At 56.8% G+C, this 13,933-nt stretch carries 14 protein-coding genes and 2 tRNA genes; 15 read left to right on the top strand and 1 reads right to left on the bottom strand.

What is annotated here, in order from left to right:
- Positions 1 to 7: 7 nt before the first annotated feature.
- Positions 8 to 400 carry an MFS transporter gene (locus Q6A51_RS16385; protein ID WP_201005666.1) on the top strand — a complete coding sequence of 131 codons (393 nt, stop codon included), beginning with the start codon at positions 8 to 10 and terminating at the stop codon, positions 398 to 400.
- A 20-nt stretch (positions 401 to 420) separates the two neighbouring features.
- Here the strand turns inward: Q6A51_RS16385 and Q6A51_RS16380 are convergent, their stop codons facing one another.
- A complete protein-coding gene (locus tag Q6A51_RS16380) occupies positions 421 to 729 on the bottom strand; it encodes a YhbY family RNA-binding protein (protein WP_025258493.1) in 309 nt (102 codons plus the stop codon).
- 106 nt (positions 730 to 835) lie between these two features.
- Between Q6A51_RS16380 and rlmE the strand changes: the two genes are divergently transcribed.
- From rlmE to rpsO, 14 genes are all read left to right on the top strand, one after another.
- Positions 836 to 1,486 (top strand): 23S rRNA (uridine(2552)-2'-O)-methyltransferase RlmE, encoded by a 651-nt coding sequence (gene rlmE, locus Q6A51_RS16375; RefSeq protein WP_201020543.1) that lies wholly within the window; start codon positions 836 to 838, stop codon positions 1,484 to 1,486.
- A 193-nt stretch (positions 1,487 to 1,679) separates the two neighbouring features.
- A complete protein-coding gene (gene ftsH, locus Q6A51_RS16370; protein ID WP_201005520.1) occupies positions 1,680 to 3,581 on the top strand; it encodes an ATP-dependent zinc metalloprotease FtsH in 1,902 nt (633 codons plus the stop codon).
- 8 nt (positions 3,582 to 3,589) lie between these two features.
- The gene (folP, locus tag Q6A51_RS16365; protein WP_304575275.1) at positions 3,590 to 4,441 is read left to right on the top strand and encodes a dihydropteroate synthase; all 852 of its coding nucleotides are present in this window, start codon (positions 3,590 to 3,592) and stop codon (positions 4,439 to 4,441) included.
- A gap of 20 nt (positions 4,442 to 4,461) precedes the next feature.
- Positions 4,462 to 5,802 (top strand): phosphoglucosamine mutase, encoded by a 1,341-nt coding sequence (glmM, locus tag Q6A51_RS16360; RefSeq protein ID WP_304575274.1) that lies wholly within the window; start codon positions 4,462 to 4,464, stop codon positions 5,800 to 5,802.
- A gap of 66 nt (positions 5,803 to 5,868) precedes the next feature.
- Positions 5,869 to 6,624 (top strand): triose-phosphate isomerase, encoded by a 756-nt coding sequence (gene tpiA, locus Q6A51_RS16355; RefSeq protein ID WP_201005514.1) that lies wholly within the window; start codon positions 5,869 to 5,871, stop codon positions 6,622 to 6,624.
- A gap of 4 nt (positions 6,625 to 6,628) precedes the next feature.
- On the top strand, positions 6,629 to 7,009 hold the full coding sequence (gene secG, locus Q6A51_RS16350; RefSeq protein ID WP_201005512.1) for a preprotein translocase subunit SecG: 381 nt from the start codon (positions 6,629 to 6,631) through the stop codon (positions 7,007 to 7,009).
- A gap of 47 nt (positions 7,010 to 7,056) precedes the next feature.
- Positions 7,057 to 7,142, top strand: a tRNA-Leu gene (locus tag Q6A51_RS16345).
- Positions 7,143 to 7,238: 96 nt separating this feature from the next.
- Positions 7,239 to 7,315: transfer RNA gene (locus tag Q6A51_RS16340), tRNA-Met, on the top strand.
- Positions 7,316 to 7,444: 129 nt separating this feature from the next.
- A complete protein-coding gene (gene rimP, locus Q6A51_RS16335; protein WP_162880526.1) occupies positions 7,445 to 7,903 on the top strand; it encodes a ribosome maturation factor RimP in 459 nt (152 codons plus the stop codon).
- 59 nt (positions 7,904 to 7,962) lie between these two features.
- Positions 7,963 to 9,444 (top strand): transcription termination factor NusA, encoded by a 1,482-nt coding sequence (gene nusA / locus Q6A51_RS16330; RefSeq protein ID WP_201005510.1) that lies wholly within the window; start codon positions 7,963 to 7,965, stop codon positions 9,442 to 9,444.
- A gap of 26 nt (positions 9,445 to 9,470) precedes the next feature.
- Positions 9,471 to 12,014 (top strand): translation initiation factor IF-2, encoded by a 2,544-nt coding sequence (infB, locus tag Q6A51_RS16325; RefSeq protein WP_201020540.1) that lies wholly within the window; start codon positions 9,471 to 9,473, stop codon positions 12,012 to 12,014.
- A 160-nt stretch (positions 12,015 to 12,174) separates the two neighbouring features.
- Positions 12,175 to 12,591 carry a 30S ribosome-binding factor RbfA gene (gene rbfA / locus Q6A51_RS16320; RefSeq protein ID WP_201005506.1) on the top strand — a complete coding sequence of 139 codons (417 nt, stop codon included), beginning with the start codon at positions 12,175 to 12,177 and terminating at the stop codon, positions 12,589 to 12,591.
- Positions 12,592 to 12,594: 3 nt separating this feature from the next.
- The gene (truB, locus tag Q6A51_RS16315) at positions 12,595 to 13,512 is read left to right on the top strand and encodes a tRNA pseudouridine(55) synthase TruB (protein ID WP_201005505.1); all 918 of its coding nucleotides are present in this window, start codon (positions 12,595 to 12,597) and stop codon (positions 13,510 to 13,512) included.
- A gap of 150 nt (positions 13,513 to 13,662) precedes the next feature.
- The gene (gene rpsO / locus Q6A51_RS16310; protein ID WP_002555121.1) at positions 13,663 to 13,932 is read left to right on the top strand and encodes a 30S ribosomal protein S15; all 270 of its coding nucleotides are present in this window, start codon (positions 13,663 to 13,665) and stop codon (positions 13,930 to 13,932) included.
- Position 13,933 lies beyond the last annotated feature (1 nt).

The following is a 13,933-nucleotide window of genomic DNA, read 5'->3' as shown; positions in this document are numbered from 1 at the left end:
GGGCGCAATTATCTGGCAGCTTGCCCAGACCTTGTGGGTAGGCGGGCTGGTCCTGCTGCATCTGGCGACATTGGCTGTGCTTGATCAGACAGGCCTTGCACCGTTGTTCATCGACCAGTTTGCCAATCGCGCCAGTGCTTTGCTGGTAAGTTTTGCAGCGGCCTGTGCGTTACTTCAATTGGTGCTTCTTGTCCGGTTCGAGCGGTTGGCAAGTGTCTGGCGGGATTTTCGCGGGCAATTGCTTTCGGTTGCATTGATGTCGTCAGCGGCTTATTACGTGCTCCGGCACTGGTTTGCCGATGCTCTGCATTGGCAGTTGCTGAGTTATCTGGTGTTGGCGTTGAGCGGCTTGTTGCTGGTCTTGCAGCCTGTACCGGGAAGGAGCATCAGGGCGCGCTGAAGGCGCCCTGGCTTTTTAAATCAGCTTGCGCGGTGGACGTTGGACAATTGCTTGTTTACCTTTGGGTTCTTGCGATAGATCAACGCCATTTTGCCGATGACCTGCACAAGGTCCGCTGAACCGGCCTTGCAGAGCTCTGCGATGGTCTGGAGGCGGCTTTCGCGATCGAGGATGTTGAGCTTGATCTTGATCAGCTCGTGATCGCTCAGTGCGCGTTCAAGTTCGGCGAGCACACCTTCAGTCAAACCATTGTCAGCCACGATCAATACTGGTTTCAGATGGTGGCCAATGGATTTGTATTGTTTCTTCTGCTCTTGAGTGAGCGGCATAATCTGACCCCTGCGTCTGATCTTGTAAAAAAGCGGCGGCCAGTTTACCCGAGCGAGTCCGGGACCGCCCAGTTAATCACGACTCGTTTTATTTTTGAGGTGCCCCGTGGCCCGTTCCAAGACAAGCCATAACTGGCTCAAAGAACACTTTGATGACAAATACGTCAAAATGGCGCAAAAGGACGGTTACCGTTCCCGTGCCAGCTACAAGCTTCTGGAGATCCAGGAGAAGGACAAGATCATCCGTCCAGGCATGACGGTCATTGACCTTGGGGCGGCTCCGGGGGGGTGGTCTCAGGTGACCAGTCGTCTGATTGGTGGTCAGGGTCGCCTGATCGCGTCCGATATCCTTGATATGGACAGCATCCCCGATGTGACCTTCATCAAAGGGGACTTCACCGAGGACGCGGTTCTCGCTCAAATCCTGGAAGCTGTCGGCAATACACAGGTAGACCTTGTGATTTCCGATATGGCCCCCAATATGAGTGGATTGAGTGCAGTGGACATGCCGCGTGCAATGTTCCTCTGCGAGTTGGCACTGGATCTTGCCGGTCGGGTCTTGCGACCGGGTGGTGATTTCCTGATCAAGGTCTTCCAGGGCGAGGGCTTTGATGTGTACCACAAGGATATCCGCAAGCTTTTCGACAAGGTGCAGATGCGCAAGCCGTTGTCGTCGCGAGACAGGTCTCGTGAGCAATACCTGCTGGCTCGCGGTTTTCGCGCAGTCGAAGGTGCTGCAAGCGATGAGCGTCTTTGAAGGTGGTCGATAGCTTTTTTCAAATGGCTATGCTGATGGCGCATGTATGACCATCATGCAGTCAAAGTTTCACAAAGGGTTACAGACGGTGCCTGCCACATCTGTAGGTTCTGTAGTAAGTTAGGCCGGTGAATATCATGCGAGGCACGCTTCCTGCGTGGAGCTTGCTTCAGAGGGTAGCTAATTGAACGATATGGCAAAGAATTTGATCCTGTGGTTGATCATCGCGGCTGTCCTGGTGACGGTGATGAACAACTTCTCCAGCCCGAACGAGCCGCAGACCCTCAACTACTCCGAGTTCATCCAGCAGGTCAAGGATGGCAAGGTCGAGAAGGTTTCCGTGGACGGCGCCGTGATCACGGGCAAGCGCAGTGATGGCGACACCTTCAAGACCATTCGTCCCGCCATTGCGGACAATGGTCTGATTGGTGATCTGGTCGATAACAATGTGGTTGTCGAAGGCAAGCAGCCTGAGCAGCAGAGCATCTGGACCCAGTTGCTGGTCGCCAGCTTCCCGATTCTGGTCATCATTGCCGTGTTCATGTTCTTCATGCGCCAGATGCAAGGTGGTGCGGGAGGCAAGGGCGGTCCGATGAGCTTCGGCAAGAGCAAGGCGCGCCTGCTTTCCGAAGATCAGGTCAAGACGACTCTGGCCGATGTGGCAGGTTGTGACGAGGCCAAGGAAGAAGTAGGCGAACTGGTCGAGTTCCTCCGCGATCCGGGTAAGTTCCAGCGTCTGGGCGGTCGTATTCCTCGCGGCGTGCTGATGGTCGGTCCTCCAGGTACTGGTAAGACCCTGCTTGCCAAGGCGATTGCCGGCGAAGCGAAAGTGCCATTCTTCACCATTTCCGGTTCCGACTTCGTGGAAATGTTCGTGGGTGTTGGTGCAAGCCGCGTCCGTGACATGTTCGAGCAGGCCAAGAAGCACGCGCCATGCATCATCTTCATCGACGAGATCGATGCCGTGGGTCGCCATCGTGGCGCCGGCATGGGTGGCGGTCATGATGAGCGTGAGCAGACCCTCAACCAGTTGCTGGTCGAGATGGATGGCTTTGAAATGAACGATGGCATCATTGTCATCGCCGCTACCAACCGTCCTGACGTACTGGATCCTGCATTGCTGCGTCCAGGCCGTTTCGACCGCCAGGTCGTTGTAGGTCTGCCGGATATTCGTGGTCGTGAGCAGATTCTCAAGGTTCACATGCGTAAAGTCCCGATGGGCGAGGATGTGAATCCTGCGGTCATCGCTCGTGGTACTCCGGGCTTCTCGGGTGCTGACCTTGCCAACCTGGTCAACGAGGCTTCCCTGTTCGCAGCCCGTGCCGGCAAGCGCATCGTTGAAATGAAAGAGTTCGAGCTGGCCAAAGACAAGATCATGATGGGCGCCGAGCGCAAGAGCATGGTCATGTCCGAGAAGGAAAAACAGAACACTGCCTATCACGAAGCGGGTCACGCTATCGTTGGTCGGCTGGTGCCTGAGCATGATCCGGTCTACAAGGTCTCGATCATTCCACGCGGTCGTGCCCTTGGTGTGACCATGTTCCTGCCGGAAGAAGATCGCTACAGCCTGTCCAAGCGCGCTCTGGTCAGCCAGATCTGCTCCTTGTACGGCGGTCGTATCGCTGAGGAAATGACGCTGGGCTTTGATGGTGTAACCACCGGTGCTTCCAACGACATCATGCGTGCAAGTCAGATTGCCCGGAACATGGTGACCAAGTGGGGGTTGTCGGAAAAGCTCGGTCCGTTGATGTATTCGGAAGATGAGGATTCAGGCTTCCTGGGCCGTGGTGCCAGCCAGAATTCGAGTTTCTCCGGTGATACAGCCAAGCTGATCGATCTGGAAGTTCGCAGTATCATCGATCACAGCTATAACACCGCCAAGCAGCTTCTCACCGATAACCGTGACAAGCTCGATGCGATGGCGGAGGCGCTCATGAAATATGAGACTATCGACGCCGACCAGATCGATGACATCATGGCGGGCCGACCTCCGCGTGAGCCGCGAGACTGGGAAGGCGGTTCGGGTACCAAAGGCACGCCTGTTACGGATGCCCGCCCGGAAGCCCCTATCGGCGGTCCTGCTGCTGAACATTAAGGTCTGACATGACATCTACGCTGTACCCGACCCGGTTGCCTTGCGGCAACCGGGTTCTTGATTTGGCCCGTACGCACGTGATGGGCATCCTCAATGCAACTCCAGATTCATTCTCGGATGGCGGCCGTTACAGCCAGCTTGATGCAGCCTTGCGTCATGCCGAGGGCATGGTTCTGGCGGGTGCGACTCTGATTGATGTCGGTGGCGAGTCAACTCGTCCTGGTGCGCCTCCTGTTTCTCCTGCTGAAGAGCTTGAACGGGTTGCGCCGGTGGTAGAAGCTATCGGCCGCGAACTGGACGTTATTGTTTCGGTTGATACCTCCACGCCTGAAGTCATGCTCGAAACGGCTCGTCTCGGTGCGGGGCTTATCAATGATGTGCGTTCATTGGGTCGCCCGGGTGCCCTGGCGGCTGCCGCTCAGACAGGTCTGCCGGTCTGTCTGATGCACATGCTCGGCGAGCCGGGCAATATGCAGGATGACCCGCGTTACACCGACCTGCTGGGTGAGGTCAGCGCTTTTCTGCTTGAGCGGATGAATCAGTGTGCGGCGGCAGGTATCGAGCGTGACCGGATCATCCTTGATCCCGGCTTCGGTTTCGCCAAGACGCTGGATCACAACCTGAGTCTGTTCAAGCATATGCAGGCCCTGCATTCTCTTGGGCGACCGTTACTGGTCGGGGTTTCGCGCAAAAGCATGATCGGTGCCGTGCTGGAGCGTCCTGTCGGGGAGCGGTTGTATGGAGGCCTGGCATTGGCCGCTTTGGCGATGACCAAAGGGGCTCGAATTCTACGTGTGCACGACGTCGCCGAAACGGCTGATGTGGTGCGCATGATTGCAGCTGTCGAATCGGCTGAGTAAGAAACTGCGGAGCAGCATTTATGACTACAAGAAAGTATTTCGGAACTGACGGTATTCGTGGCCGGGTAGGACAGTTTCCAATCACGCCTGAGTTCATGCTCAAGCTCGGCTGGGCTGCCGGCATGGCATTTCGTCGAATGGGCGCCTGCAGGATTCTAGTCGGCAAGGACACGCGCATCTCCGGTTACATGTTCGAGTCTGCGCTGGAGGCCGGTATTTCGGCTGCCGGGGCGGATGTCATGCTGCTTGGCCCGATGCCTACACCGGCTATCGCGTATCTGACCCGCACCTTTCATGCCGAGGCGGGCATTGTTATCAGTGCCTCCCACAATCCGCATTACGACAACGGCATCAAGTTCTTCTCGGGCAAGGGCACCAAGCTGCCTGACGAGATCGAGAAGATGATTGAAGAACTGCTGGATACGCCGATGACCGTGGCCGAATCCGAAAAGCTCGGCAAGGTTTCGCGTATCAACGATGCGGCCGGACGTTATATCGAATTCTGTAAAAGCAGTGTGCCGACCAGTACCAGTTTTGCCGGCCTGAAGCTGGTGATCGACTGCGCACACGGCGCTACCTATAAAGTGGCCCCCAACGTTTTCCGTGAATTGGGCGCGCAGGTCGTTGTGCTGTCGGCGCAACCTGATGGGCTCAATATCAACAAGGATTGCGGTTCCACCCACATGGAAGCGTTGCAGGCTGCCGTGGTGTCTGAAAAGGCTGATCTGGGGATCGCATTCGATGGCGATGGCGACCGGGTTCTGATGGTTGATCATACGGGGGCGATCGTCGATGGCGACGAGCTTCTGTACATCATTGCCTGTGATCTGCAGGAGCGTGGTCGTTTGCAGGGTGGCGTGGTCGGTACCCTGATGAGCAACCTGGGGCTTGAGCTGGCGCTTGCCGAGAAGAACATTCCATTCGTGCGGGCCAATGTCGGTGACCGCTATGTGATTGCCGAGCTGCTGGAGCGCGACTGGCAGATCGGCGGTGAAAACTCCGGGCATATCGTCTGCTTCCAGCACACCACGACGGGGGATGCGATTATTGCTGCCTTGCAGGTGCTGCTTGCCTTGCGTCGTCGGGGTGTCAGCCTGTGCGAGATTCGTCAGGCGCTGCGCAAATGCCCTCAGGTATTGGTCAATGTGCGCTTTGGCGGTGGTGTAGATCCGGTTTCCCATCCGTCGGTACAGGAAGCCTGTGCCCGTGTTACGGCGGAAATGGCGGGGCGTGGTCGCGTCTTGCTGCGCAAGTCTGGCACCGAGCCATTGGTGCGGGTCATGGTCGAGGGTGAGGACGAAACTCAGGTCAGAAACTATGCCGATGAGCTGGCGAAGCTTGTTGCTGAAGTTTGCGCCTGATTTTGGCTTGCCAGTGTTGAAAGTGTTGGGTAACATCTGCGCCCACTTTGACCGACGAGGTGTAGCATGCGTCGCCCTATGGTAGCTGGTAACTGGAAGATGCACGGTACCCGCGCCAGCGTCGCTGAGCTGATCGACGGGCTTGCCGGGCAGGTTCTGCCAAGCGATGTTGATATCGCGGTTATGCCTCCGAGTCTCTACATCGCTCAGGCGGTTGAAGGGCTCAAGGGCCAGTCCATCGCCGTTGGTGCCCAGGATGCTGCGATACAGGCAGCACAAGGTGCGCTGACAGGCGAGATAGCGTCGAGTCAGCTTGCTGATGCGGGTTGCAGGTTTGTACTGGTTGGGCACTCCGAGCGCCGCCAATTGATTGGTGAGCAGGATGATGTTCTCAATCGCAAGTTTGCGGCGATTCAGGCGAGCGGCCTGATACCGGTGTTGTGTGTAGGGGAAACCCTTGAGCAGCGCGAAGCGGGTCAGACGCTGGAAGTTGTCGGGCAGCAGCTCGATAGCATCATCGCCGAGTTTGGCATCGGTGCATTTGTTGATGCGGTAATCGCTTACGAGCCGGTCTGGGCCATTGGTACCGGGCTGACAGCCTCGCCTCAGCAGGCGCAGGACGTGCACGCAGCTATTCGCGCGCAGCTGGCGAAAGAGAATTCCGAAGTCGCACAAGGCGTGCGTCTTCTTTATGGCGGCAGCGTGAAGGCGGCCAATGCGGTCGAGTTGTTCAGCATGCCGGATATCGATGGGGGGCTCATTGGTGGAGCTTCCCTGAATGCAGATGAGTTCGGTGCGATCTGTCGCGCCGCGGGAAACTGAAAAAATGCTGGAAACAGTCGTAGTCGTTTTTCATCTGCTGGGCGCTCTGGGCGTTGTTGTCCTGGTATTGCTGCAGCAGGGTAAAGGTGCGGACGCCGGTGCGTCTTTCGGAGCAGGTGCATCAAATACTGTGTTCGGAGGGCAAGGAACCTCTACCTTTCTTAGTAAGTTTACTGCTATACTCGCCGCAGCTTTTTTCATAACCAGCTTGGGGTTAGGTTACTTTGCTAAAGAGAAAGCTCAAGGGCTGACTGAAGTAGGTTTACCAAATCCAGCGGTATTGGAAGTGAAACAAAAACCGGCAGCAGATGATGTTCCGGTGCTCGAAGGGCAAAAGCCAGCGGTAGTTCCAGCTGACGTACCTCAAGCTCCAGAGCAGAAGTAAAAAAGAATTCGGCGATGTTTGTTGAGGTCGCCAAAAAGAGTTGTAATGCCGAGGTGGTGGAATTGGTAGACACGCAACCTTGAGGTGGTTGTGCCCATAGGGTGTAGGGGTTCGAGTCCCCTTCTCGGTACCAATTAAGCAGGATAGCCCGCACTAGCGGGCTTTCTTGTAGGTGGATGTTGGATTGACCCTTTAAGGGATCGGTCGTATACTTCCGCCCCAGCTTTGTCGCGGGGTGGAGCAGTCTGGTAGCTCGTCGGGCTCATAACCCGAAGGTCGTTGGTTCAAATCCAGCCCCCGCAACCAGTTTCGCGAAGCCCCTATTCTAGGGGCTTTTTGTTAGCTGGACAGTACATAACGCCAATGTTCAGCGGCGTTTTCATGATGGGCTTTAGCCCATTTTTTTATTTCTAAAGCATGCACGAGGGGGTTCAGGTGTCGAGCAAGCTAGAACAGTTGCAGGCCTTGTTGGCCCCGGTGGTCGAGGCTCTTGGCTATCAATGCTGGGGAATTGAATTTCTTTCCCAGGGCCGACATTCACTGCTGCGTATTTATATCGACAAAGAAGGCGGCGTTCTGGTGGAGGACTGCGAAATAGTCAGTCGCCAGGTCAGCGGTGTTTTGGATGTTGAAGATCCCATCAGTGCTGAATACACGCTTGAAGTGTCTTCTCCCGGCATGGATCGCCCGCTGTTCACTCTTGAACAGTTTGCTTTGCACGCTGGGGAACAAGTGAAAATAAAGCTGCGCTCGCCATTCGATGGTCGACGCAACTTTCAAGGCCTTCTCCGCGGGGTGGAGGAGCAGGATGTCGTGGTGCATGTAGAAGATCACGAGTACCTGTTGCCGATCGACTTGATCGACAAAGCCAACATTATTCCCACGTTTGACTGAGACGTGCCAGATACTGCGGATCCCGCGGATCCAATGGCTTGCGAAAGGCGAGGCGTACGATGAGCAAAGAAGTACTGCTGGTTGTTGAGTCGGTGTCCAATGAAAAGGGCGTTCCGGCAGGAGTGATTTTTGAAGCGTTGGAGCTGGCTCTTGCCACTGCTACCAAGAAGCGTTTCGAAGATGAAGTTGAGCTGCGTGTGGAAATCAACCGCCACACCGGGAACTACGAGACGTTCCGTCGCTGGACTGTGGTCGAAGACGAAGATCTGGACGATCCGGCCTACGAGTTGGCTGTAGACCAGGCCCAGGCTAAAAAGCCGGGTGCTGTCGCTGGCGATCTGATCGAAGAGAAGATCGAGTCCATCGAGTTCGGTCGTATTGCTGCGCAGACCGCCAAGCAAGTCATTGTGCAAAAGGTTCGTGAAGCCGAGCGTGCTCAGGTGGTCGATGCCTATCGCGAGCGTCTGGGCGAAATCATTTCCGGTACTGTTAAAAAGGTTACACGTGACAATGTCATCGTTGACCTGGGCAACAATGCCGAAGCATTGCTGGCTCGCGAAGACATCATCTCCCGGGAAACTTTCCGGGTAGGTGTGCGTCTGCGGGCTCTGCTGAAAGAAATCCGCACTGAAAACCGTGGCCCTCAGCTGATTCTGTCGCGTACTGCGCCAGAAATGCTGATCGAGCTTTTCCGTATCGAAGTACCGGAAATTGCCGAAGGTCTGATCGAGGTGATGGCTGCCTCCCGTGACCCGGGTTCTCGTGCAAAGATCGCTGTTCGCTCCAAGGACAAACGAATCGACCCGCAAGGCGCCTGCATCGGCATGCGCGGTTCGCGTGTTCAGGCCGTATCCGGCGAGTTGGGTGGCGAGCGTGTGGATATCGTGCTCTGGGACGATAACCCGGCGCAGTTCGTGATCAACGCAATGTCCCCTGCAGAAGTGGCGGCAATCATCGTCGATGAAGATGCCCATGCAATGGATATCGCTGTTGGTGCGGACAACCTGGCTCAGGCCATTGGTCGTGGCGGTCAGAACGTGCGTCTGGCGAGTCAGTTGACTGGCTGGACCCTGAACGTGATGACCGAATCGGACATCCAGGCCAAGCAGCAGGCAGAGACCGGTGACATTCTGCGCAACTTCATCGAAGAGCTGGAAGTCGACGAAGATCTGGCGCAGGTGCTGGTTGATGAAGGCTTCACAAGCCTGGAAGAGATTGCCTACGTACCGCTGGAAGAAATGCTCAACATCGATGGCTTTGACGAAGAAACCGTCAACGAGCTTCGCGCTCGTGCCAAGGATCGCTTGTTGACTAAAGCCATCGCTACTGAGGAAAAGCTGGCAGACGCCCATCCGGCCGAAGACCTGCTCTCGCTTGAGGGTATGGACAAGGATTTGGCGATGGAACTGGCGGTGCGCGGCGTAATTACCCGCGAAGACCTGGCCGAGCAGTCTATAGATGACCTGCTCGACATCGACGGCATTGACGATGATCGTGCCGGCAAGTTGATCATGGCCGCCCGAGCCCATTGGTTCGAGTAACAGGCGCGGCCTGAGGAGAGAAGTGCATGACGCAAGTCACGGTGAAACAACTGGCCGATGAGGTCAAAACACCGGTAGAGCGCCTGCTGCAGCAGATGCGTGAGGCAGGTCTGCCGCACACCGCCGCCGAGGAACATGTGACCGACAGTGAAAAGCAATCGTTGCTGACTCACTTGAAAAGCAGCCACAAGGCTAAAGTGGAAGAGCCGCGCAAGATTACCTTGCAGCGCAAGACCACGAGCACCTTGCGCGTTGCTGGCAGCAAAAGCATCAGCGTTGAAGTGCGCAAGAAGAAAGTTTTCGTGCAACGCAGCCCGGAAGAAATCGAAGCCGAGCGCAAGCGTGAGCTGGACGAACGCCGTGCGGTAGAAAATGCCGCCCGTCAAAAGGCTGAAGAAGAAGCCAAGCGCCGCGCCGAAGAAGAAGCGCGTCGCCAGCCTGCTGCTCAACCGGTCGTTGCAGAAGCTGCTCCTGCGCCAGCCCCTGTGGCTGCTGCCGAGCCAGTACGTGAAGCGCCTGCTGCCCCTGCGGCACCTGCGCCAACATCCGCACCTGCTGCGCCTGTTGTCGAAGTTCGCAAGCGTGACGATCAGCGTCGTCCGGACAAGACCCGTGGCGATGATCGCAACTCTCGTGGCGGCGACGGCGAGCGCAAGAACGCCCCGCATCGTGCTTCGGTAAAAGAGAAGGCACCGGCTGTTCGCGTTGCTCCTCGTACTACCGACGAAGAAAGCGATGGTTTCCGTCGTGGTGGTCGTGGCAAGTCCAAGCTGAAGAAACGCAATGCCCACGGTTTCCAGAACCCAACCGGTCCGGTTATTCGTGACGTTGCCATCGGCGAGACGATCACTGTTGGCGAACTGTCGGCACAGATGTCCGTCAAGGCAGCTGAAGTCATCAAGTTCATGTTCAAGCTGGGCACTCCGGTGACCATCAACCAGGTACTGGATCAGGAAACTGCCCAGTTGATCGCCGAAGAGCTGGGCCACAAGGTCACGCTGGTCAGCGACAACGCCTTGGAAGACTCCCTGGCTGAATCGCTGAAATTCGTAGGTGAGACGTTCTCCCGTGCTCCGGTCGTGACCGTAATGGGCCACGTTGACCACGGTAAGACTTCCCTGCTCGACTATATCCGTCGTGCCAAGGTTGCTGCTGGCGAAGCCGGCGGTATCACCCAGCACATCGGTGCCTACCACGTTGAAACCGAACGCGGCATGGTCACCTTCCTCGACACCCCTGGTCACGCCGCGTTTACCGCAATGCGTGCCCGTGGTGCCAAGGCGACCGATATCGTCATCCTGGTTGTTGCAGCAGACGACGGCGTGATGCCGCAAACCATCGAAGCCGTTCAGCATGCCGTAGCTGCTGGCGTGCCGCTGGTTGTTGCAGTGAACAAGATTGACAAGCCGGGCGCTGACCTCGATCGCATCCGCAGCGAACTGTCGGTCCATGGCGTGACTTCCGAAGAGTGGGGCGGTGATACGCCTTTCGTTCCTGTTTCCGCGAAAATGGGTACCGGCGTCGACGAACTGCTCGAAGCGGTCCTGCTGCAGGCTGAAGTTCTGGAACTCAAGGCCACTCCATCGGCTCCTGGCCGTGGTGTTGTCGTTGAATCCCGTCTGGACAAAGGCCGCGGCCCGGTTGCGACCGTTCTGGTTCAGGACGGTACTCTGCGTCAGGGCGACATGGTTCTGGTCGGCTCGAACTTCGGTCGTATCCGCGCCATGCTCGACGAGAACGGCAAGCCTGTAAAAGAGGCTGGCCCGTCGATTCCGGTCGAGATCCTCGGTCTGGATGGCACGCCGGACGCTGGCGACGAGATGAGCGTACTGGCTGACGAGAAGAAGGCCCGTGAGGTCGCTCTGTTCCGTCAAGGCAAGTTCCGTGAAGTCAAACTGGCTCGCGCTCATGCTGGCAAGCTGGAAAACATCTTCGAGAACATGGGTCAGGAAGAGAAGAAGACGCTTAACATCGTCCTCAAATCCGACGTCCGTGGTTCGCTGGAAGCACTGCAGGGCGCCCTGGGCGGCCTGGGTAACGACGAAGTGCAAGTGCGTGTTGTCGGTGGCGGTGTCGGTGGTATCACCGAGAGCGACGCCAACCTGGCACTGGCCTCCAACGCTGTACTGTTCGGCTTCAACGTGCGTGCCGATGCCGGCGCTCGCAAGATCGTCGAGCAGGAAGGTCTGGATATGCGTTACTACAACGTGATCTACGACATCATCGAAGACGTCAAGAAAGCACTGACCGGTATGCTGGGCAGCGATGTTCGCGAGAACATCCTCGGTATCGCCGAAGTGCGTGACGTGTTCCGCTCGCCGAAGTTCGGCGCGATTGCAGGTTGTATGGTTATTGAAGGTGTCGTTCACCGTAACCGTCCAATCCGCGTTCTGCGCGACGACATCGTTATCTTTGAAGGCGAGCTGGAATCCCTGCGTCGCTTCAAGGACGATGCTTCTGAAGTTCGTGCCGGCATGGAATGCGGTATCGGCGTCAAGAGCTACAACGACGTCAAGGTCGGTGACAAGATCGAAGTCTTCGAGAAGGTCCAGGTTGCTCGCAGCCTTTAAGTCGCGAGCTGTAGGAGCCATGGCAGAACGAGGCATGCAAATGCCTCAGCCTCTGTCATGGGCTCTAAACGCAACGCCCGGTCTGGCAATTGTCAGGCCGGGCGTTTGCCGCTTTCAGACTGTCAGGGTTTGGTCCCGAGTCAGTAACAGGTAGCAAACCATGGCAAAAGAATATAGCCGTACCCAACGAATTGGCGATCAGATGCAGCGCGAACTGGCGCAGTTGATCCGCCGCGAAATCAAGGACCCACGTGTGGGTCTGGTCACCATCACTGCTGTCGATGTCAGTCGTGATGTCGGTCACGCCAAGATTTTCATGACCGTAATGGGCCAGGACAGCGCCGAGGAAATCGCGCAGAGCATCAAGGTGCTCAACTCCGCCGCAGGCTTTCTGCGCATGCAGCTGGCCCGTGAAATGAAACTGCGCAGCGTGCCGCAGTTGCATTTCCACTACGACGAAAGCGTGGCTCGTGGCGCACATCTCTCGGCATTGATCGAGCGTGCAGTGGCCGAAGACGGACAACATCAGGAAGGTTCCGCGCCACAAGGCGTGAAGCCGGACAGTACCGAGGAGTAAGGCGTGGCTCAGGTCAAGCGTATACGCCGAAACGTCAGCGGTATCATTCTGCTCGACAAGCCTCTGGGCTTTACTTCCAATGCGGCCCTGCAAAAGGTGCGCTGGTTGCTCAATGCCGAAAAGGCCGGGCATACCGGCAGCCTCGATCCTTTGGCGACAGGTGTGTTGCCGTTGTGCTTTGGTGAAGCCACCAAGTTCTCTCAGTACCTGCTCGATTCGGACAAGTCCTACGAGACGCTGATGCAACTGGGCAAGACCACCACCACGGCAGACTCTGAAGGCGAAGTGTTACAGACTCGCCCGGTGACCGTTGGTCGCGAAGATATCGAAGCGGTGTTGCCTGCTTTTCGCGGTCAAATCAGCCAGATACCTCCTATGTACTCGGCCCTCAAGCGTGATGGCCAGCCTCTTTACAAGCTGGCCCGTGCCGGGGAAGTAGTGGAGCGCGAGCCTCGTTCTGTTACTATTGCGCGCCTGGAATTGCTGTCTAGCGAGTCCGAGACTGCGCGTCTTTCGGTCGATTGCAGCAAAGGCACTTATATCCGGACCCTGGTCGAGGATATTGGTGAGAAACTGGGCTGTGGTGCCTATGTAGCCGAACTGCGTCGTACCCAGGCCGGGCCTTTCAACCTGAGCCAGACGGTCACGCTCGAAGAGCTTGAGCAGGTACACGCCGACGGTGGCAACGAAGCGGTTGACCGTTTTCTGATGCCATCGGACAGCGGTCTGCTACATTGGCCACTGTTGAAGTTTTCGGAACACAGTTCTTTCTACTGGCTGCATGGTCAGCCGGTAAGAGCACCGGATGCGCCGAAGTTCGGCATGGTTCGGGTGCAGGATCATGAAGGTCGCTTCATCGGTATCGGTGAAGTAAGCGAAGACGGGCGTATAGCGCCGCGTCGTCTGATTCGGTCAGAATGACCGGAACCAGGCTGGCTGCATGCAGGCAGCCTGGAACGAGGGTGGCTGTCAACAGGCACGGTCACATCTCATTTTTTAATACGGGGTTTGTCCCCGGCCTGTTGGAACCGTCTTCCCCGGAAGCGGCTCCTTTACTGAAGGATTGCCCACATGGCACTCAGCGTTGAAGAAAAAGCTCAGATCGTAACCGACTACCAGCAAGCTGTTGGTGACACTGGTTCGCCAGAAGTGCAAGTTGCACTGCTGACCGCCAACATCAACAAACTGCAAGGCCACTTCAAGGCCAACGGTAAGGACCACCACTCGCGTCGTGGTCTGATCCGTATGGTAAACCAGCGTCGCAAGCTGCTGGATTACCTGAAAGGTAAGGACGTTAGCCGTTACAGCGCCCTGATCGGTCGTCTGGGTCTGCGTCGCTAAT

Source organism: Pseudomonas serbiensis, from assembly GCF_030580745.1.
GTDB lineage: Bacteria > Pseudomonadota > Gammaproteobacteria > Pseudomonadales > Pseudomonadaceae > Aquipseudomonas > Aquipseudomonas serbiensis.
This window is presented reverse-complemented; position numbering and strand designations above follow the sequence as displayed.

Excerpts from the sequence above, each read along its gene's own strand:
- Q6A51_RS16380 (WP_025258493.1), bottom strand. The coding sequence starts at position 729 with ATGCCGCTCACTCAAGAGCAGAAGAAACAATACAAATCCATTGGCCAC.
- ftsH (WP_201005520.1), top strand. The coding sequence starts at position 1,680 with ATGGCAAAGAATTTGATCCTGTGGTTGATCATCGCGGCTGTCCTGGTG.
- folP (WP_304575275.1), top strand. The coding sequence starts at position 3,590 with ATGACATCTACGCTGTACCCGACCCGGTTGCCTTGCGGCAACCGGGTT.
- glmM (WP_304575274.1), top strand. The coding sequence starts at position 4,462 with ATGACTACAAGAAAGTATTTCGGAACTGACGGTATTCGTGGCCGGGTA.
- tpiA (WP_201005514.1), top strand. The coding sequence starts at position 5,869 with ATGCGTCGCCCTATGGTAGCTGGTAACTGGAAGATGCACGGTACCCGC.
- secG (WP_201005512.1), top strand. The coding sequence starts at position 6,629 with ATGCTGGAAACAGTCGTAGTCGTTTTTCATCTGCTGGGCGCTCTGGGC.
- nusA (WP_201005510.1), top strand. The coding sequence starts at position 7,963 with ATGAGCAAAGAAGTACTGCTGGTTGTTGAGTCGGTGTCCAATGAAAAG.
- infB (WP_201020540.1), top strand. The coding sequence starts at position 9,471 with ATGACGCAAGTCACGGTGAAACAACTGGCCGATGAGGTCAAAACACCG.
- rbfA (WP_201005506.1), top strand. The coding sequence starts at position 12,175 with ATGGCAAAAGAATATAGCCGTACCCAACGAATTGGCGATCAGATGCAG.
- rpsO (WP_002555121.1), top strand. The coding sequence starts at position 13,663 with ATGGCACTCAGCGTTGAAGAAAAAGCTCAGATCGTAACCGACTACCAG.